Source organism: Streptosporangium sp. NPDC006007 (assembly GCF_040614315.1).
Classification (GTDB): Bacteria; Actinomycetota; Actinomycetes; order Streptosporangiales; family Streptosporangiaceae; genus Streptosporangium.
In genome coordinates this window covers 108,828-127,150 of record NZ_JBEXUG010000018.1, presented here as the reverse complement: position 1 = coordinate 127,150, position 18,323 = coordinate 108,828, and the positions used below count along the sequence as shown (strand labels likewise).

Below are 18,323 nucleotides of genomic sequence, written 5' to 3'. Positions count from 1 at the left end.
GCCACCAAGCTGGGACAAGTCCCAAAATAACCTTCCGTCCGGGCAGATAAATCGGAACCGCCACATATGATTTATCACGGAATATCATGATAAATGGGATTTCGTTCCGCTCGCCGGCGAGTCCGGCTCCCGATCACTCCTCCGGGGGACGGCCGCCCAGTGACAGGCTGGCCAGCAGGCCGACGGCGAGGAAGCCCGCCGCGCCGAACGCCGCGTAACGGGTGCCGACGGCGAAGGACTCCTTGGCCGCCCCGGCGATCTCCGGCCGGTGGGACAGTCCGGCGATGGCCCCGCCCGCGCTGCGCTGCACGGCGGAGACGATCTGCTCGCGTCGCGCCGGGTCCACCCCCCTCACCTCGCTCAGCCGATGATCGAGGTCCACGCTCAGCCCGGAGAAGAGCAGCGTGCCGAGTACGGCGATGCCGAGCGCGGAGCCGACCTGCCGGACCGTGCTCTGCGTGCCGGAGCCCTGGCCGCTGCGCTCGACCGGCACCTCGGACAGGACCACCCCGGTGAGCTGGGCGGTGGCCAGTCCGATGCCCATGCCGTAGCAGAACAGGAACGGCACCGGCAGCGCCCACGGGGTGTCGGCGGAGACCGTGAGGCCGAGCCCGGCGATTCCGATGATCTCCAGCAGCAGGCCGAGCCTGACCACGGCGGCCGGGCCCCGGGACCGCGACAGCGGCGAGGCGAAGCCGCTGGCCGCGAAGGAGCCCACCGCGAGCGGGAGCAGGGCGACCCCCGTCTGCAGCGGCGAGTAGCCCAGCACGAACTGCATCCACAGGGGCAGCGCGAACAGCACGCCGAACTCGCCGAGGCTGACGATCAGCGCGGCGATGTTGCCGTTACGGAAGGAGGGGATGGAGAACAGCGACAGATCCAGCAGCGCGACCTCGCCGCGCCGGTTGCGGGCCCGCTCCACCAGCACGAAGGCGGCCAGGGCGAGAGCGGAGACGGTGAAGGCGACGGGCACCGGCGAGATCGTGAGCGGCCAGTTCCAGCCGCCGGCGGCGAAGGGCTCAACTGCCGTCCACCACCCGTAGACCCTCCCCTCGACCAGCCCGAACACCAGGAAGCCGAATCCGAGGGTGGACAGCACCGCGCCGAACGCGTCGGCACCGCGCCGGGTGTCGAGCTCTCGTGACTCCGGCACGAACACCAGGACGCCGACCAGTACGGCGACGGCGACGGGAATGTTGATCCCGAAGGCCCAGCGCCAGGACAGGTCGGTGGTGAGCCAGCCGCCGACCAGCGGCCCCAGCGCGGCCATTCCGCCGATCGTGGCGCCCCACACGGCGAACGCGGTCCCTCTGTCCTTGCCCCGGAACCCCGCGTTCAGCAGCGACAACGTCGTGGGAAAGATCATGGCTCCGCCGATGCCCTGCAGGATCCGGGCCCCGATGAGCATCGGCCCGTTGACGGACGCCGCGGCCAGCAGGGACATCGCCGCGAACAGCGTGACCCCGGTCAGCAGCAGGCGGCGCCGGCCCAGGCGGTCGGCCAGGCGGCCGAAGGTGAGCAGGAGCGCGGCGAACACCAGCGCGTAGGACTCCTGGATCCACTGCGCGCCCGTCGAGCTCAGCGCGAGATCGCCGATGATCTGCGGGACGGCGACGTTGGTGACCGTCGTGCTGGAAATGATCATCGCCACGGCCAGCGCGATGAAGGCGAGTCCCGCCCACCGTGCCCGGCCGCTCACAACCGCCGTCTCCGGCGATGTCGTGACGCCCATCTGGTCTCCTCACACCGGTGACGCCGGTTCCTCCGGCCCCAACACTAAGCACCCTTAGCATCATTCGGATAACGTGGTGCCGAGGGTTTCGTTCGAGGGTCGGAAAACGGAGGTTCATGGACGATCACGCGTCCTGGGCGACCGGCCGCCTGCTCCTGGTCGCCGCCCGCCTGGTCGAGCGCGAGTGGAACGCCCTGCTCGCCGCCCGCGGCCTCACCCACGCGGGCTTTCTCGCCCTGCACGTCCTCGGCGAGGGCCCCCGGACCCAGCGGGAGCTCGCGGCCCGCACCTACGTGGAGGAGCAGACCATCCGCCCGGTGCTCGACCGGCTGGAACGCGACGGCCACATCATCCGCGAGCGCGACCCGGCGGATCGGCGCCGCATGACGGTGACCCGTACCGAGCTGGGAGAGCGGACGTACGCCGCGGTCGTGACGGGAGACCCGGCGGAGCGCATCGTCACCGATCGGGTGGAGGATCCGGAGGCCCTGCGCGCCGAGCTGATCCGGTTGATCACCGGCATCCGCGACCGGTGAGCCGCCGCTCCGCGGCACACCCCTGTCCGGCGGGCCGGGAGGACGCCGGGGCCGGAGGAGACTCAGATCGTGAAGTACACGCGGATGGTGGTGCCGCCCTCGTTCGTGTGCACGCGGACGAGGTCGCTGAGCAGGTTGGTGACGAGCAGGCCCCGGGAGCCCCGCTGACGGGGGTCGACCGGCCGGCGTCCGGCGAGCGGGTCGGTGATGTGACCGGAGTCGCTGATGTCCATGACCACCTGACCGCCCTCGGCCCAGACCCGGAGCACCCCGGAGCCGCCGCCGTAGTCCAGGCTGTTCGCGGCCAGCTCGCTGGCGATCAGCCGCAGATCCTCCAGGCGCTCTCCGGAGATCCCGGCACCGGAGGCGTACACGGCGGCGACCTCGCGCACCCGCGCCAGGAGGCCCGCGTCGAAGGCGAGTATGACGGCGGCGGACGGGTCGGGAAGCGGCCGGTTGTAGTCGTGGATGACACGTTCGGGCGCGTAGTCGTCACTGAGGCGCAGGCCGCCGTCGTCTATCAGGATGGGATGGGTCATCTCCGCGTCCTTGACGACCAGGGGATCCAGCCCGTCGACGTCGTACGGGCACAGGATGGTGACGGCGCGGCCCGGGAAGGCCAGGTTGATCAGCGCCTCGTGCTGGACACACGCCGGATACTCGGTCGCCGACCGCCCCGCCCAGATCGGCTCGCCGACGATCCGCACCCTGCGGTCGGAGTGCGGGTCGGCGAAGGCGCGCAGGACGCCGGGGATGATGCGTCCCGGATTACGGCCGGCCTCCGTCATGTCGACGAAGTGCACCTGGGAGGCCACCTCACCGAGCTCGGTCCGCAGCAGCCGCAGGTTCCGCTCCGGCACGGCCACCGCGACCGGCTCCTCCGCCTCCAGGCCACCGCGGACGAACGGCAGCACACCCCGGAGATACTCCCGGGTCCCTCGGTAGAACAGCGCGGGATGGACGAACGGATCCGGTGGAACAGCCTCGATGTCCATCATGTCTCCACTTCGATCGGGGAGGGGAGGGATCCGATCAAGGCGAGTACGGACCTCAGGCAGTAGGGCGGGTGGTGCAGAACCACCTTTTTGCCGGTGGGAAGGCTGTGTGCGGCCTCCGCCAGCAGGCAGGTCCCCCGGACGTCGATGAACGTGAGATCGGAGAGTTCGAGGTGCGTGTCCCGGCCGGCGACGACCAGCCCGTTCAGCGCCTCCTCCCAGGGCTTCCTCGTGGTGCGGTCGATCTCACCGCTCACCCGGAGACCTCGGGACGCCTGAAGCGGGACGATCCGGAGGATGGCGGGAGACGGCCGGTGAACACCGGACATGAGGAGGGCGGGCCTGGTGGCCGGGGACGGTCTGAACGATTTTCCCTCTGACCGGATTGCCATGACGACCATCCTGAGGTAGGTACTGGACGACAACCAACGTACCCCTTGCCAAGTTTTGAAGCGAAGCGGATGGGCGCAACCACGGTACGGAAACGGCCCGGCCGACGCTCTCCCGTCTCCCGGCGGCCTACCTCGCCTCATCGCACCTCACCACGCCCCCCCTTTTTCCCCATCACGGCTCATATAGCCCATGAAGGTCACCCGATTCACCGCGAGCCGGCCCTTGACAGCCTCCGCGATCGACGTGAATACCGGCATGCCGTACAGGAATATGGGGAAATCACGCGGATTTTTCCTGGAATCCGCATTAAATCTGAACAAGATTTATATGGGACCTGGGTGGGCCGGATGAGACAGAATTACCGGCATGCGGATTCTGATCGTCGGCGGGACCCGGTTCGTCGGCCGGCACATCACCGAGGCGGCGGTCGCGGCCGGGCACAAGGTCGCGCTGCTGCACCGAGGGCGGACGGGCCCGGAACTGTTTCCCGAGGCGGAGCACCTGCGGACCGACCGCGACGCGGACCTGTCGATCCTGCGCGACCGGGAGTGGGACACGACGATCGACGTCAGCGCCTACATCCCATCGCAGATCGACTCCCTCGCCGAGGTGCTCTCCACCGGGCAGTACGTCTTCGTCTCCAGCACCGCGGTCTACCTTCCCCCGGAAGCGCCGAACTTCACCGAGGACTCGCCACTGGCCGAGATCGACGGCCCGGCCCCCCGGGAGGTGACCGCCGAGACGTACGGCGCGCTGAAGGCGCTCTGCGAGCGGACCGCCGTGGAGAGGTTCGGGCCGGGGACTCTGGTGGTACGGCCGACCTACGTGATCGGCCCGTACGACTACACCGGCCGCTTCACCTACTGGGTCAACCGGATCGCCCGAGGCGGCGACGTCCTCGCCCCCGGCGACCCCTCGGACCCGATCCAGGTGATCGACGGACGCGACATGGCCGCCTGGATCGTCTCGATGACCGAGAAGGCGCATGCGGTACGGCAGGCGTCCCCGGCCGGGGGAACGGGGACGGCCGACGGGGCGGAGCCGGCCGGCGGGACGGGAACGGGCGCACGAGCGGGAGCGGGCGGAGAGACGGGAGCGGGCGTCTTCCACGCGGTCAGCCCCGCCCCGCCGTTCTCCTTCGGCGACATGCTTGAGGCGATCGTGGCCGAGGTCGGACCGCCCGGAACCACGCTGACCTGGGTCGGCCAGGACTTCCTGCTCGCCGAGGGCGAGAGCGGCCGGTCGCTGCCGCTCTGGTCGGAGGGCGACGCGTGGGCGGCGGCCAACACCGCGAGCCCGGCGGCCGCCCAGGCCGCGGGGCTCACCCCGCGCCCGCTGAGCCGGTCGGTACGCGAGATCCGTGAGTCCGAGGCGTCCTTCTCGGTGGAGGGCACGATCACCCCGGCGCAGGAGGCCGACCTCCTGGCCAGATGGCGTTCCCGCTCGTAGACGCCTGCCGCCCCGGCGTGGGGCAGTGGACACGCCCGCCGTCCCGGCGTGGGGCGGCGGGCGGACGGCCGGGGCGCACCGTCCCGGCACCGGGTAGCCACGGCGGCCCACCCGCCGGACCGGCCAGGTCACAGACCTCCACCTGTCGGCAGATCCCTGCAAACCTCTGCGGGCAAGGACGATTTATCCGATTTTCCGAGTGAGTGAGCCACTCACTCATATAAGGTGATCCGCGTGATCACGTCCCCCCAGCGCGCCGCCCCCCTCCCCCCGGACGAACGGCGTGCCGCACTCATCGCGTCCACCCTGTCGCTGGTGCTCGCCCACGGCCCCGACGTGAACACCCGGCAGATCGCCCAGGCGGCCGGTGTGGCGGAAGGAACGATCTTCCGGGTCTTCGCCACCAAGGACGAACTGGTGAAGGCGGCCGTCGCCAGCGCCTTCGACCCGTCCTCGCTCGTGGGCGAGCTGACAGCCGTAGACCGTACGGCTCCCCTGACGCCCCGGCTCGTCGCGGCGGTCGAGATCCTGCACCAGCACACCGCACGGGTCTTCCGGCTGATCGACGCGCTGGGCATGGCGGGAGCCGCCGAGGCCGCCCAGAACCACCCGCCCGGAGACGACCGTGTCGCCATAATCCGGCAGGCGCTCATCGACCTGATCGAGCCCGACCGCCACCGGCTGCGATGCCAGCCCGGCGAGACCGCCCGCCGGCTGCACCTGCTGACCATCGCGGGCAGCCATCCCAGGCTGGTCGAGAACGACCCGCTCTCGCCCGCGGAGATCGTCTCCACACTGCTGGACGGCATCCGGCTACGCCCGGAACACAGCGCGCCCCACCCGGACACCCCACCATCGGCCCAGGCCCAGGCGTCAACCCCCGCCCCCGCCCCCGCCCCCGGCCCGGCCCCGGCCCCGGCCCCGGCCCCGGCGTCAGCCTCGACCACGGCCACGGCCACGGTCTCAGACGGAGGACACCCATGCTGAGCCGACTGCTCCGCACCTACCTACGGCCCTACTCCTCGGCGCTGACCGCCGTGGTGGTGCTGCAACTGATCGGCACCATGGCCTCGCTGTACCTGCCCAGTCTGAACGCGGACATCATCGACCGGGGCGTCGCCGTCGGCGACACCGGCTACATCCTGTCCGCCGGAGGCTGGATGCTGGCCGTCTCCCTCCTGCAGATCGCCTGCTCGATCGCGGCGGTCTACTACGGCGCCCATGCGGCGATGGGGTTCGGCCGGGACGTCAGGGCCGCGGTCTTCCACCAGGTGGGCGGGTTCTCCGCCCGGGAGGTCGCCCAGTTCGGAGCGCCCTCGCTGATCACCCGCAGCACCAACGACGTGCAGCAGGTCCAGATGCTGGTGGTGATGACCTGCACGATGCTGGTCGCCGCCCCCATAATGTGCGTCGGCGGCGTCATCATGGCGCTGCGCCAGGATGTCGGCCTGTCCTGGCTCATGCTGGTCTGCGTCCCGGCGTTGCTGGTGTCGATCGGCCTGATCGTCTCCCGCATGGTTCCGCAGTTTCGCGCGATGCAGACCCGGATCGACGTGGTCAACCAGGTGCTGCGCGAGCAGCTCTCCGGCATCCGCGTCGTACGCGCCTTCATCCGGGAACGCGAGGAGACCCGCCGGTTCGCGGAGGCGAACGACGCGCTGACCGGAACCGCGCTGCGCGTCGGGCGGCTGACCGCGCTCATCTTCCCCACCGTGATGCTGATCCTCAACGCCTCCAGCGTCGCCGTACTCTGGTTCGGCGCCGACCGGGTGGACAGCGGCGAGATGCAGGTCGGCGCCCTCACCGCGTTCCTCATGTATCTGATGCAGATCCTCATGGCGATGATGATGGCGACCTTCATCTCGATGATGATCCCGCGCGCCGCGGTCTGCGCCGAGCGGATCAGCGAGGTGCTGGGCACCGAGTCGTCGGTGAGCCCGCCCGATCACCCCGTACGGCAGGTGCACGGCCGTGCCGAGCTGGAGATGCGTGACGTCGAGTTCCGCTACCCGGGCGCGGCGGCACCGGTGCTCTCCGGCGTCTCGTTCCGCGCCGTCGCGGGACAGACCACCGCCGTCATCGGCAGCACCGGGGCGGGCAAGACGACACTGGTCTCCCTGGTGCCCAGGCTGTTCGACGCCGTCTCGGGCACGGTGTCGGTCGACGGGGTCGACGTCCGCGACCTCGACCCCCAGATGCTCTGGACGCGCATCGGCCTGGTGCCGCAGAAGCCGTACCTGTTCACCGGCACCGTCGCGAGCAACCTGCGGTACGGCAACCCGGAGGCCACCGACGAGGAGCTGTGGGAGGCGCTGGAGGTCGCCCAGGCCCGCGACTTCGTCGAGGCGATGCCCGACGGCCTCGAAGCGCCCATCACGCAGGGCGGCACGAACGTGTCCGGCGGGCAGCGGCAGCGGCTCTCCATCGCCAGGGCGCTGGTCAGCAAGCCCGAGATCTACCTGTTCGACGACTCGTTCTCGGCCCTCGACCTGGCCACCGACGCCCGGCTACGCGCCGCCCTGCGCCCCTACACCGCCCAAGCCGCCGTCGTCATCGTCGGTCAGCGGGTCTCCACCATCGCCGACGCCGACCAGATCATCGTCCTCGACGACGGTGCGATCGTCGGCCTGGGAACCCACGACGAGCTGCTGGACTCCTGCCCCACCTACATCGAGATCGTCGAGTCCCAACTAGCCGCGGAGAGCGCAGCATGAGCGACCGGTCCATGACGACCACGCGACCGCGACCACCGGTGGGTGGCGGCGGCTTCGGGCGCGGCCCCTTCGCAGGAGCCGGGATGCCCGCGGAGAAGTCGATGAACTTCGGGCCGTCCACCCGGCGGCTGATGCGGCGGCTGAGTCCCGAACGCCCGAGAATCCTGGCCGTGATCGCCCTCGCCGTGACGAGCGTGGTGTTCGGCGTCGTGGGGCCGAAGATCCTCGGCTGGGCGACGGACCTGATCTTCACGGGCGTGATCGGCAGGCAGCTGCCGCCGGGCACGACCAAGGAGCAGGCGATCCAGGCCGCCCGCGCCTCGGGCAACGACAACTTCGCCAACCTGCTCACCCAGATGGACGTCGTGCCCGGTCACGGGATCGACTTCGCCGCGCTGGGCACGGTCCTGACGTGGGCGCTGGCGCTCTACGTCGCGGCGTCGGTCTTCGGCTGGATGCAGGGTTACCTGCTCAACGACGTGGTGCAGCGCACCGTGTTCCGGCTGCGGGCGGACGTCGAGGACAAGCTGAACCGGCTTCCCCTGCGGTTCTTCGACGGCCAGCCGCGCGGCGAGTTGCTCAGCCGGGTCACCAACGACATCGACAACGTCTCCCAGACGCTGCAGCAGACGATGAGCCAGCTGCTGACCTCGCTGCTGACCGTGGTCGGCGTGCTGGCGATGATGTTCGTGATATCGCCGCTGCTCGCGCTGATCGCCCTGGTGACCATCCCGCTGTCGATGATCGTCACCAAGCAGATCGCGAAACGCTCGCAGAAGCAGTTCGTCGCGCAGTGGGCCCACACCGGCACCCTGAACGCCCACATCGAGGAGGCGTTCACCGGCCACGAGCTGGTGAAGGTCTTCGGCCGCCGGCCGGAGGTCGAGCAGGTGTTCCGGGAGAGGAACGAGGAGCTGTTCAAGGCCGGCTTCGGCGCCCAGTTCGTCTCCGGGATCATCATGCCGATGATGATGTTCATCGGGAACCTCAACTACGTCGCCATCGCCGTCGTCGGAGGCGTCCGGGTCGCCACCGGCTCGATGAGCCTGGGCGACGTCCAGGCGTTCATCCAGTACTCGCGGCAGTTCACCCAGCCCCTGACCCAGGTCGCCTCGATGGCCAACCTGCTGCAGTCCGGGGTGGCCTCGGCCGAGCGGGTCTTCGAGCTGCTGGACGCCACCGAACAGGACCCGGACCCCGCCGACCCCGTGCCGCCCACCGTCCGGCAGGGCCGCGTCGAGTTCGACCGCGTGTCCTTCCGCTACAACCCGGAGCAGCCCCTCATCGAGGACCTGTCCCTGGTGGCCGAACCCGGGCACACGGTCGCGATCGTCGGTCCGACCGGCGCGGGAAAGACCACCCTCGTCAACCTCGTCATGCGCTTCTACGAGCTGGACGCCGGCCGGATCACCCTCGACGGCGTCGACATCACCGCGATGCGCCGCGAGGACCTGCGCTCCCACATCGGCATGGTGCTCCAGGACACCTGGCTATTCGGCGGCACCATCCGCGAGAACATCGCCTACGGCAACCCCGACGCCGGCGAGGAGCAGATCCAGGCCGCCGCGCGGGCCACGTTCGTCGACCGGTTCGTCCGCACCCTGCCCGACGGCTACGACACCGTGATCGACGAGGAGGGAGGCAAGGTCAGCGCCGGGGAGAAGCAGCTGCTGACCATCGCCCGCGCCTTCCTCTCCGACCCGTCCCTGCTCATCCTGGACGAGGCCACCAGCTCCGTCGACACCCGCACCGAGGTCCTGGTCCAGCACGCCATGGCCGCCCTGCGCTCCGACCGCACCAGCTTCGTCATCGCCCACCGCCTCTCCACGATCCGCGACGCGGACCTCATCCTGGTGATGGACGCGGGCCGCATCGTCGAGCAGGGCACCCACGGGGAACTCCTCGCCGCCCACGGCGCCTACCACCGCCTCCACTCCGCCCAATTCACCGGCGCCCTGGTCCCGTCCGACGAGGAGAAGGCCTCGACATGAGTGACGTCCCGGACGCGTCCGGCGCCCCGTAGGGGCTTCGCCCAGGAGCATGGCTGAAGCGGCATCTGGATGGGGCGGGCGCGGGACGCGATGAGGGGACGGTCACCGCACGGGTGGCCGTCCCCTCATCGCCGAGCACGGCCGACGACGGACATGTGGCCGGTCGGCGACGCGTGAGCCGTACCTCTAATCGTCTCCGATTCCGGGCAGTACCGAGAAGGAGGTCAGACGGCGCAGCGAGCGACGCGTCCCACGAATGTCGAGGTCGCCGGTCGCGGTGACCTCAAGACCGGTCGCATGTGCTTTCACCGCGAGGTTGTAGTCAGATTCGTCCAGCTCGACACGGAGCCTTCTCGCATCACCTGTGTCGTCATCGACGCCCTGGATGACCACCTCCCCCTTCCCGTACTTTCCCGCTCGGAACAGACGAACAACCAGGCCGATAATCGTGATCCCGGCTCTCGGCTGTTTCGTTCGCAAAAAGTTCGCGGCCTCGCCCAGAATTCTCTGCTGACCGGGCGTGATTTTCAGGCGTGTGGGTTCGCGAGATCCGGGAACGAGCGGAGACTGCGAGAAGCGGACCTGGTACACGTCGTGATCCGGGCCGCCCAGGAGACTCAACGCTTCCAGCTCGGTAGCGTTTGGGGAAGCTTGGCCGGGTTGCCCAAAAGACGACAGAGGCCTGTCCCCTTCGCCGACCTCCACTGCCAGACGTTGGGCCTGCCGGGCTGCGGCGAGCATTCTGCTCGTCACTTTGCGACCAAACGGCCTTGGGAGAATCTCAAGCAGCGACTCCTGACCGGTCGCCGAAGCGGCCGGCCCCTCGGTGTACACGTCCACCAGTGGAAGGGAGAGAGAACGAAGCTTCCCGGCTGCGTGGAGATACGAGCTTGCGCGGCGTAGGCCTCCGCCCGTTGCGGGCGCCGGGGAGGCAGAACCAGGGAGTCGGCATCCAGCGCCGTAGCCGACGCGACCACATAATTCCGCAGCGCCGATATCGCGGAATGCGCCAAGAACAACGGGCCTCCCCGGCCGGGGCGTTCGGCGTCAGCCGTACGGACACGTTGTCCGCACCACCGAAGCTCATGTCCGCGGAGACCTCCTGCGGAAGGCGACGCTCCACGTAGGCAAGCGTTCTCAGCGCCTCGGTCACACGCTCGGCGTAGTCGCGAACATCCTGTCTCACCGGAAGAACGATCCGCATGGCCGTTTCCAGGTCGGACGGTTCCGGTCGCCACAGCGTGGTCCGGCCGTCGTCGTCCTCAAGGGTCCACCCCGCGCCCTGCAGATAACCGACGAAGACGGCCAGGACGGGGACCGTCGTCGCCTCTCCGGGGGGAGCTCCGTTCAATTCGCTCACCGCAGCCCCCATGCGTCAACATCCGGCACGGGGGTAGACCTGCGGACTCCATAGGTTCTGAGCATGAGGAGAAGCCTCTGGCGATCCAAGGTGTTGGCGGCTGGAAGGCAAACGACCTGGGTCCTGGCATGCATTACTGTATCGGACATTATGTAGCAGTTCGCGACGAAGAATATCGATGAGCACCATACCTATAACTCGTACAGTCAGAGCTTTCATCGCTCATAGCCTCAATTATGTCGACACCAATTGAAATTCTACGGCCTTGATGAAGCTAACCACAACTATGACCCCATGAGCGACTGTCAATCCATACCATCTGGACTTTTAGTTACCGCTGTGGAGCAGCTACGCTGATCGTCGATCAAGGAGGTTGCCTCCTCGGACGACGTTAGATGGGAGGCACGTGCCTGTGGACGACACCCCCGTTCTGGGCCTGTACGACTCGCTGCTCACCCGCCAGCTAGCCCGACGCGTCGCGTCCTGGCGTGGCTCGGGTCATCTCGTCGAAACCTCCCAGATTGATAGGGAGGAGGTCGCTCACCTGCTCGGCCGGTTCATCGGAGAAGCAGCAGCTCGGGCGATGGCTACACTCAAAAGCAGCGGCGAGCAAGTAGAACTGGCCAATCAACTTCTCCTACACCTAACCGATTCCGAACCCATCGAAACCGGACCGGAGAGGCTGTTATCAGTCATCAAGGATGCGCCCGGTGCAGCCTTTCCCGAGCGACCGTCAACCTCACTATCAGAAGCGGCGTTGCTTACCAACGCCAGGGAAGATCCGAATCTGGCCCACGAGCTAGCAGCCGAGCTGGTCAGCGCCGATCAGGTTGACCTATTATGCGCGTTCGTCAAATGGTCCGGACTCCGAATCCTGGAGAAGCAGCTTGCCGAGCTACGCCGCCGTGGGGTTCCGCTGCGCGTAATCACCACCACTTACATGGGCGCGACAGAGCGGCGAGCATTAGATCGGCTCGTGAACGACTTCGGTGCCGAGGTCCGGATCAGTTACGAACAGAATTCAACCCGTCTGCACGCTAAGGCTTGGCTGCTGCGTCGCCATACTGGTTTCGACACTGCCTACATCGGCAGCTCCAACTTGTCACGCGCCGCCCTTCTGGACGGTCTGGAGTGGAACGTTCGCCTGTCCACAGTGACCACTCCTCGACTGCTGGACAAGTTTGAGGGAACCTTCGACTCTTATTGGAACAGGCAACAGTTCGAACTGTACGATCCAGCAACTGATGGCGAACGCCTCGACGAGGCCCTATCTCGCTCAAAGTTAGGTGAGCGGATCTTCGACATCCCCACGCTGGTCCCCCACCCCTTCCCGCACCAACAGGAGATGCTGGCAGACCTCGATGTCGAACGGACCGCGCATAACCGGCACCGCAATCTACTGGTGGCCGCCACCGGAACCGGCAAGACGGTTGTCGCTGCCTTCGACTACCGCAATCTGCAACAACGACTGGGCCGACAGCCCTCTCTACTGTTCGTCGCGCACCGCAAAGAGATCTTGCAGCAGGCCATGCGCACCTATCGGCAGGTCCTAGCCGTCCCCGACTTCGGCGAACTACACGTCGGCGACGATCAGTCCCGGCACTGGCGGCACGTGTTCGCCTCAGTCCAGTCCCTCAACTCGCGCGGCATAGGCGCCTTCGCCGCCGATCACTTTGACGTAGTAGTCATCGACGAGTTCCACCACGCCGCCGCCACCACCTATCGGCGAATCATTGACCACCTCAAACCGAAAGAGTTGCTCGGCCTCACAGCAACCCCCGAACGGGCTGACGGCACCCGGGTCCAAGACGAGTTCTTCGACCAGCACATCACCTCCGAACTGCGCCTGTGGGACGCCCTAGACGCCGACCTGCTCTGCCCCTTCCACTACTTCGGGATCAACGACGAGACGGATCTGAGTGACGTAACCTGGTCACGGGGCGCTTACCTTAACCGTGAACTCAACGAAGTCTTTACCGGCAACAGTAACCGGGCTCGCCTTGTGTTCAACGCACTGCTTGACAAAGTCAGCGATCTGCAGGCAGTCCGGGGCCTGGGTTTCTGCGTCTCAGTGCAGCACGCACACTTCATGGCAGATTTCTTCACCAAAGCGGGCTTGAAGTCACTAGCAGTGGATGGATCAACCGACCACGCCGAACGTAGGGCAGCACTGGCTGACCTGCGTAGTGGGAAGGTCACATTCCTTTTCACAGTGGATCTATTCAACGAGGGCCTGGACATCCCCGACGTGAACACACTGCTCCTGCTGCGACCAACCGAGAGTGCGACAGTATTTCTGCAACAACTCGGCCGTGGGCTACGCCGTACACCCGAAAAAGACGTGCTGACCGTCCTTGACTTCGTCGGCCAGCACCGCAAAGAGTACAGGTTCGGAAACCGATTCCATGCGTTGACCGGGTTCGCCCGAGGACGCCTGAAGCAGCAGGTAGAAAAGGACTTCCCGCTGCTGCCGTCAGGATGCCAGATCGTCCTGGACCGAGTCACCAAGGACCATCTAATCGCTGAGCTTAAGGTCCAGCTCAATGCCACTGTCGCTACCCTTACCCAGGAAATTCGCTCCTGCGCAGAAACGTCCCTTATCAACTATCTCGAAGCCAGCGGGCGCGATATCAGCGACGTCTACCGTAACCGACGATACTGGACCTGGCTGTTGCGCCATACCAATCTCATCGAGAAAGACGCCTCCCCCATGGAGGATGCACTTGGTCGTCGCGTGCGAGCCCTGCTACACGTCGACGACCGGCGGCGAGCCGAGGCGTACGCACGGCTACTGCGGCCCGACGGCCCGTTCTACGGCCAATGCTCCCCTGCCGACCAGGCTTTTGCCCGCATGCTGTTCTTCTCCTTCTGGCGCGACGGCGGCGACTTCACCTCCTATGACGAGGCTCTCACGCAGCTGCGCGCCGAGTCCGCACTGTGCGAGGAAATTCAGCAGGTGATCACCTACGGTGCAGAACGTCCCCGACATGTCACTAAACCCCTGCCCGAGCCGCTGGGACAGATACCCCTCGCGGTTAACGCTCGGTATTCGGCCGACGAGATCCTCGCGGCCCTCGGCTGGGCGGCGCTAGGTGGCTCTGTGACGTCAACCATGCGCGAAGGCGTCGCATGGATCCCTGCCACGCAATGCGACGCGCTTCTCGTCACTTTGCACAAGAACGAGAAAGAATTCTCACCACAGACCATGTACCGAGACTTCGCTCTCACCCCGAGCCTGTTCCATTGGGAGTCTCAGCACCGTACGAGCGCCCAGTCGACCACTGGACTCCGCTATCAACACCATGAACGAGACGGCAGCCACGTGCTGCTGTTTACCCGGGAACGTAAGGAGAACGAGAACCGCCATCCTGAGCCGTTCGTCTTCCACGGAACCGTCCGCTATGTGGAGCACCGAGGAGAGAGGCCCATGGCCGTAACCTGGCGACTCGACGAGGAGATGCCAGCCGACCTGTTCCGTCGCGCCGCTATCGCAGGGTAATAATAACTCACCACCTAACGGCCGACGCCGAAGCCGCCACAAGTAGAAAATCGATTGATTTAACGACAACTTCCTTCTGCCAATTAGATGGTCATATCATTGGCAGAAGTGAGACCTTTTTCACACCCCCGGCAATCTTGATCATTCCCGCAGAGGATTTGCTTGAGCCGCTAGCCAGCGGACTATACCGTCGGACATTCTGTTTTGACACCGCTAATAAAAGCCCGCCATTCACTCTTGGTAAAGTACAGTATTGGCCCGTTTTGGTCCTTGCTGTCTCGTACGGCGCGGCCTCCATCGGGAAGGGCTGCCACCTCCACGCAATTGTCCTGCTGAGCACTCAAGCTGCTCTTACGCCAAGCGAGTGCAGGGGGGATTCGATCCACGGTTCTCGCCTCTACTCCTGCTGTAGCCGGTCAACCAGGGAAGCCACGTAGCGCACGGACTCCTCGACGGTCAGGGCAGCCGCCACTACACGGTTAAAAGTGAGCGTATACGCCTGAACCTCCTCTGGTCTCTCCAGGAAAAGGTTGTCGGTTGGCGTCTCCAGGTAGACGATCGACGGGTCCAGCTCACCTGCGAAGTCCAGGATGACAAACCCGCTCCCCATCGCCGCATGTGCGCCAGTCGAGTCGAGAAGTACCTGAACAGCGATGTTGGGGCGCGTCGCCATGTTGACGAGGTGGCCGAGTTGCTCAGCCATGGCTGCGGGACCGCCAACCATCTTCCGTAGCGCCGCCTCGTCGATAACCGCCCAGATCTGCGGTGGGTGGGTGCGATCGAGAATCGTCTGCCGGGCCAGGCGCGCTTCAACACGTCGCTGGACGGCGGTCTGATCGAGCACCTGCCCGGCATGGAAGATCGCCGTAGCATAGCCGGCTGTTTGGAGTAGGCCGGGGATGGTCACGAGCTCGACAGTGCGGACCTGGGTTGCCTCTGCCTCGAACCCGGGCAAGCTACCGCCAAATACGTCCTTGTACTTCGACCACCAGCCTCTCTCGCGGGACTGCCGAGCGAGATCGAATATTGCCTCACGTACTGCGGCATCGGTGACGCCGTAGACGTCCAACAGGAGGCGGATGTTACCGATATCGGGTAGGACCCACTTGTTCTGCTCCATATGAGTAAGACGGCCACGCGACCATTCCAGCCGCTTGGCCACCTCATCATGCGTGAGACCGGCTTGCTCACGTAGCCGGATGAGCTCGGCGCTGAGGCGCCGTCGTTTGACAGTGGGACTACCAGCCATCAGGCCTCTCTTCACACATCAAATAGGTGAATAACACGACCGAGTTACCAAAATCAGACAATTGCCACGATGGTATTTTGGCCTTGAAAATTCAGCGACGGAAGGTCACTATGGGGAAAGTATCCATCACCTACAGTGATTTGGGTGTGACTCTCATACAACGCACCTTCTGAACTCTCAGTGAGCTGCCCCTTGTGGTGTTGGCGGTCCGACACAGCCGGGTTCATCCGGCACTAAGGAGCACTACAGAAACGGCTCTGCCAGGCGAGTCACGTCGCCTGGCAGAGCCTCGATCGCACAATGGAGGTGCGACCTATGCTCAACCCTAGTAGTAGAGCCCTCCGGATTACGCGGATCCGCTGGCATGCCGAACAACCGCCGTCACCGCTTGGTTGTCGGTGGTGCGGGCATCCGCCGTACGCCCACGACGCGGCCAGCCTGCCACACCGCCCTGACCACCTGTGGGATCAGCCCACCCTCGCTCAGGTTCGCACCCGTACGACGGCCCGACGTCGCCTCGGATTGTGTGGCCGCCCCTCCACGACCACGCCGACCATCACGGCAACACACCCGCTGAGCTATCCTCCTGCGGTTTCCTCCGCAACCCGGGGATGCCACTCACGACCAGCCGTAACAACCGCTGTGCCGTACGGGCACGAATCACCGCCAAGCGCACGTCTTTCGCTTGGCAGGCGTGAACCGTACCGAAGAAGGTCTGCGACATGAACTTGTCGTCCGGGAAAGCAGACGTCAAGTACCCGCTCAGCGTTATCCCGCCCCAGCTCAGACCTCCTACGCCGCGACCACGCAGCCACAGCAGCGAGAACACAATTGAGGGGAGTGATGAAGATGGCGACACGACTCCTGTCCATGATCGTCAGCAAGTTCACTGATCGATTCCGAACGGCGGCCAACGACATCACAGCCCCCGTTCCCCCAGGCATAGCGCGTCCGCCGTATCTGACCCCAACGCCTGGGAACTACCCCGTGCTCTCTCGGCGTTTCAAGGCCACACCCGATCAGGTCAAGCCCGCGCGGAACTTCGTTGCTGAGCTTCTTGGGGACAGTCACCCATTCCGTGATGACGCCATGCTTCTCACCAGCGAACTCGCCACTAACGCCATTGAACACCCCACCGGGCCAGCCGCCAGACCGCAGGAATTCCTCATCACGGTGACCTTCATCCTCCACGGCGTGCTGATCACCGTTCAGGATCCCGGTTCCATGGAGATCCCCTGCCCAAGGAACTCGAAACCGGATGCCACAGGTGGTCGTGGACTTGCACTTGTCAACAGCCTCGCCACCCGATGGGGCTTCCACCGTGACTCCATCGGAACTGTGATCTGGTTCGAGCTCGGCTCGGCCAGCTGAAGGAGCAGTTACCGAGAAATTCTCGAACGAGTCTGACAAACCGGCGCGACGGCACGATCCCCAACGAATCCGATCCGGATCAAGACCTTCCCTATCCGTGCCGTGGCGCCCCTTCAAGAAGCCGTCGCAAGCGAAAACACAGGCGAACGGTCATGCAGCAATGCGCTCGGCCATACGTGATGGCTCAGGTGAAGCCGCATGGAAAACAGACTCGACTCTCACTTGGAGGAGAACATGCCGTCACCCCTGATCACTATGGATCCCGAGCAGCGGGCCGAGGTGCTGCGGCGGGCTCTGGAGAAGTACGACATCGCCTGCGAGACGCACCATGGGTACGGGCTGGCGCTGGTATTGATCCAGACGGGCCTGGTGGTGTGGTGTGACGGGTGGAGCTACTGGTGGCAAGTCGGCTGGAACGCCGAACGGGGGCGTGTCATCTGCGTCCGGCATTCCACGACGGAGCCCGATCGGGCCGCGCGACGGGTGGCGTTCTGCTACGCGGAGCTCCGCAGAAGACATCCGCTGGGCGAGGTCGCGGGGAACGCCTCGTGATCAGGTTAGGGAAGTACGTAAGCACACGTGGGGCGGTGGCTCGACGAGATCATATGTGGTTGGGGTGGGGGCACCCGAACCAGATGCTGGAGCAGGTGCGGCCGGTGGTCTGGACGTGTGTCTGTCGGGCCACGGACTACGGACGGTGTGAAGGGGGCGGATGGGCGTTTGTCCAGCGGAACGTTGAGCTCGACGACCGGAGCCGGATGCCTGAGATCTGCCGATGGCTGGTTACTGAGACTCGGGTGATCTGGACGGCTCCGCTGTCCGGAAGAACCCGGTAGACCGGCGTGGCGGCGTGGGCTGGAGGGGGCCGCGTCGCCACGCCTTACCGGTCTCGGGCCGCCACCGGCTCAGTGCGGTCGGTATTTTGGCGGGTCATGACGGTGAATCCCAGTCGCCGTTCAAAGCTCTCAGCCGCCGTGAACGGATTCCGGTTCTCCTCCCCATCCGTCGCGCGGGGTTCGGATGGGGTCTGTCGT

General features: G+C 65.9%; 14 protein-coding genes. 8 read left to right on the top strand and 6 right to left on the bottom strand.

Going from position 1 to position 18,323, the window contains the following annotated elements:
• Window positions 1-133 precede the first annotated feature (133 nt).
• Window positions 134-1,732 carry a DHA2 family efflux MFS transporter permease subunit gene (locus tag ABZ194_RS16675; protein ID WP_355596974.1) on the bottom strand — a complete coding sequence of 533 codons (1,599 nt, stop codon included), beginning with the start codon at window positions 1,730-1,732 and terminating at the stop codon, window positions 134-136.
• A 116-nt stretch (window positions 1,733-1,848) separates the two neighbouring features.
• On the opposite strand from ABZ194_RS16675, the gene ABZ194_RS16670 reads away from it, so the two are divergent.
• Window positions 1,849-2,268 (top strand): MarR family transcriptional regulator, encoded by a 420-nt coding sequence (locus ABZ194_RS16670; protein ID WP_355596972.1) that lies wholly within the window; start codon window positions 1,849-1,851, stop codon window positions 2,266-2,268.
• Between the two features lie 62 nt (window positions 2,269-2,330).
• On the opposite strand, the gene ABZ194_RS16665 is transcribed toward ABZ194_RS16670, so the two are convergent.
• Both ABZ194_RS16665 and ABZ194_RS16660 read right to left on the bottom strand, forming a co-directional pair.
• Window positions 2,331-3,263, bottom strand: coding sequence for a sensor histidine kinase (locus ABZ194_RS16665; RefSeq protein WP_355596970.1), 933 nt, complete (start codon window positions 3,261-3,263; stop codon window positions 2,331-2,333).
• Window positions 3,263-3,655, bottom strand: coding sequence for an STAS domain-containing protein (locus tag ABZ194_RS16660; RefSeq protein ID WP_355596968.1), 393 nt, complete (start codon window positions 3,653-3,655; stop codon window positions 3,263-3,265). Before ABZ194_RS16660 ends, ABZ194_RS16665 begins: the two co-directional genes overlap by 1 nt.
• Before the next feature lie 367 nt (window positions 3,656-4,022).
• On the opposite strand from ABZ194_RS16660, the gene ABZ194_RS16655 reads away from it, so the two are divergent.
• From ABZ194_RS16655 to ABZ194_RS16640, 4 genes are all read left to right on the top strand, one after another.
• Window positions 4,023-5,105: an NAD-dependent epimerase/dehydratase family protein gene (locus ABZ194_RS16655; RefSeq protein ID WP_355596966.1), complete on the top strand. Its 1,083-nt coding sequence runs from the start codon at window positions 4,023-4,025 to the stop codon at window positions 5,103-5,105.
• 234 nt (window positions 5,106-5,339) lie between these two features.
• The gene (locus tag ABZ194_RS16650) at window positions 5,340-6,092 is read left to right on the top strand and encodes a TetR/AcrR family transcriptional regulator (protein WP_355596964.1); all 753 of its coding nucleotides are present in this window, start codon (window positions 5,340-5,342) and stop codon (window positions 6,090-6,092) included.
• Window positions 6,086-7,819, top strand: coding sequence for an ABC transporter ATP-binding protein (locus tag ABZ194_RS16645; RefSeq protein ID WP_355596962.1), 1,734 nt, complete (start codon window positions 6,086-6,088; stop codon window positions 7,817-7,819). The genes ABZ194_RS16650 and ABZ194_RS16645 overlap by 7 nt, the downstream gene beginning before the upstream one ends.
• Window positions 7,816-9,810 (top strand): ABC transporter ATP-binding protein, encoded by a 1,995-nt coding sequence (locus ABZ194_RS16640; protein ID WP_355596960.1) that lies wholly within the window; start codon window positions 7,816-7,818, stop codon window positions 9,808-9,810. The genes ABZ194_RS16645 and ABZ194_RS16640 overlap by 4 nt, the downstream gene beginning before the upstream one ends.
• A 186-nt stretch (window positions 9,811-9,996) precedes the next feature.
• On the opposite strand, the gene ABZ194_RS16635 is transcribed toward ABZ194_RS16640, so the two are convergent.
• Entirely contained in the window at window positions 9,997-10,650 is a 654-nt protein-coding gene (locus ABZ194_RS16635) for a hypothetical protein (protein ID WP_355596958.1), read from the bottom strand.
• Between the two features lie 932 nt (window positions 10,651-11,582).
• Here ABZ194_RS16635 and ABZ194_RS16630 point away from each other — a divergent pair.
• Entirely contained in the window at window positions 11,583-14,669 is a 3,087-nt protein-coding gene (locus ABZ194_RS16630) for a DUF3427 domain-containing protein (RefSeq protein ID WP_355596956.1), read from the top strand.
• 182 nt (window positions 14,670-14,851) lie between these two features.
• Here ABZ194_RS16630 and ABZ194_RS16625 read toward each other — a convergent pair whose 3' ends face one another.
• Both ABZ194_RS16625 and ABZ194_RS16620 read right to left on the bottom strand, forming a co-directional pair.
• Window positions 14,852-15,055 (bottom strand): DUF397 domain-containing protein, encoded by a 204-nt coding sequence (locus ABZ194_RS16625; RefSeq protein WP_355596954.1) that lies wholly within the window; start codon window positions 15,053-15,055, stop codon window positions 14,852-14,854.
• A gap of 11 nt (window positions 15,056-15,066) precedes the next feature.
• Complete coding sequence (locus tag ABZ194_RS16620; protein ID WP_355596952.1) at window positions 15,067-15,918, bottom strand: helix-turn-helix transcriptional regulator; 852 nt, start codon at window positions 15,916-15,918, stop codon at window positions 15,067-15,069.
• 870 nt (window positions 15,919-16,788) lie between these two features.
• On the opposite strand from ABZ194_RS16620, the gene ABZ194_RS16615 reads away from it, so the two are divergent.
• Window positions 16,789-17,289, top strand: coding sequence for an ATP-binding protein (locus ABZ194_RS16615; protein WP_355596950.1), 501 nt, complete (start codon window positions 16,789-16,791; stop codon window positions 17,287-17,289).
• Window positions 17,290-17,487: 198 nt separating this feature from the next.
• Complete coding sequence (locus tag ABZ194_RS16610; RefSeq protein WP_355596948.1) at window positions 17,488-17,841, top strand: hypothetical protein; 354 nt, start codon at window positions 17,488-17,490, stop codon at window positions 17,839-17,841.
• The last annotated feature ends 482 nt before the right edge of the window (window positions 17,842-18,323 follow it).

Excerpts from the sequence above, each read along its gene's own strand:
- ABZ194_RS16660 (WP_355596968.1), bottom strand. The coding sequence starts at position 3,655 with ATGGCAATCCGGTCAGAGGGAAAATCGTTCAGACCGTCCCCGGCCACC.
- ABZ194_RS16640 (WP_355596960.1), top strand. The coding sequence starts at position 7,816 with ATGAGCGACCGGTCCATGACGACCACGCGACCGCGACCACCGGTGGGT.
- ABZ194_RS16670 (WP_355596972.1), top strand. The coding sequence starts at position 1,849 with ATGGACGATCACGCGTCCTGGGCGACCGGCCGCCTGCTCCTGGTCGCC.
- ABZ194_RS16615 (WP_355596950.1), top strand. The coding sequence starts at position 16,789 with ATGATCGTCAGCAAGTTCACTGATCGATTCCGAACGGCGGCCAACGAC.
- ABZ194_RS16655 (WP_355596966.1), top strand. The coding sequence starts at position 4,023 with ATGCGGATTCTGATCGTCGGCGGGACCCGGTTCGTCGGCCGGCACATC.
- ABZ194_RS16645 (WP_355596962.1), top strand. The coding sequence starts at position 6,086 with ATGCTGAGCCGACTGCTCCGCACCTACCTACGGCCCTACTCCTCGGCG.
- ABZ194_RS16610 (WP_355596948.1), top strand. The coding sequence starts at position 17,488 with ATGGAAAACAGACTCGACTCTCACTTGGAGGAGAACATGCCGTCACCC.
- ABZ194_RS16675 (WP_355596974.1), bottom strand. The coding sequence starts at position 1,732 with ATGGGCGTCACGACATCGCCGGAGACGGCGGTTGTGAGCGGCCGGGCA.
- ABZ194_RS16620 (WP_355596952.1), bottom strand. The coding sequence starts at position 15,918 with ATGGCTGGTAGTCCCACTGTCAAACGACGGCGCCTCAGCGCCGAGCTC.
- ABZ194_RS16665 (WP_355596970.1), bottom strand. The coding sequence starts at position 3,263 with ATGGACATCGAGGCTGTTCCACCGGATCCGTTCGTCCATCCCGCGCTG.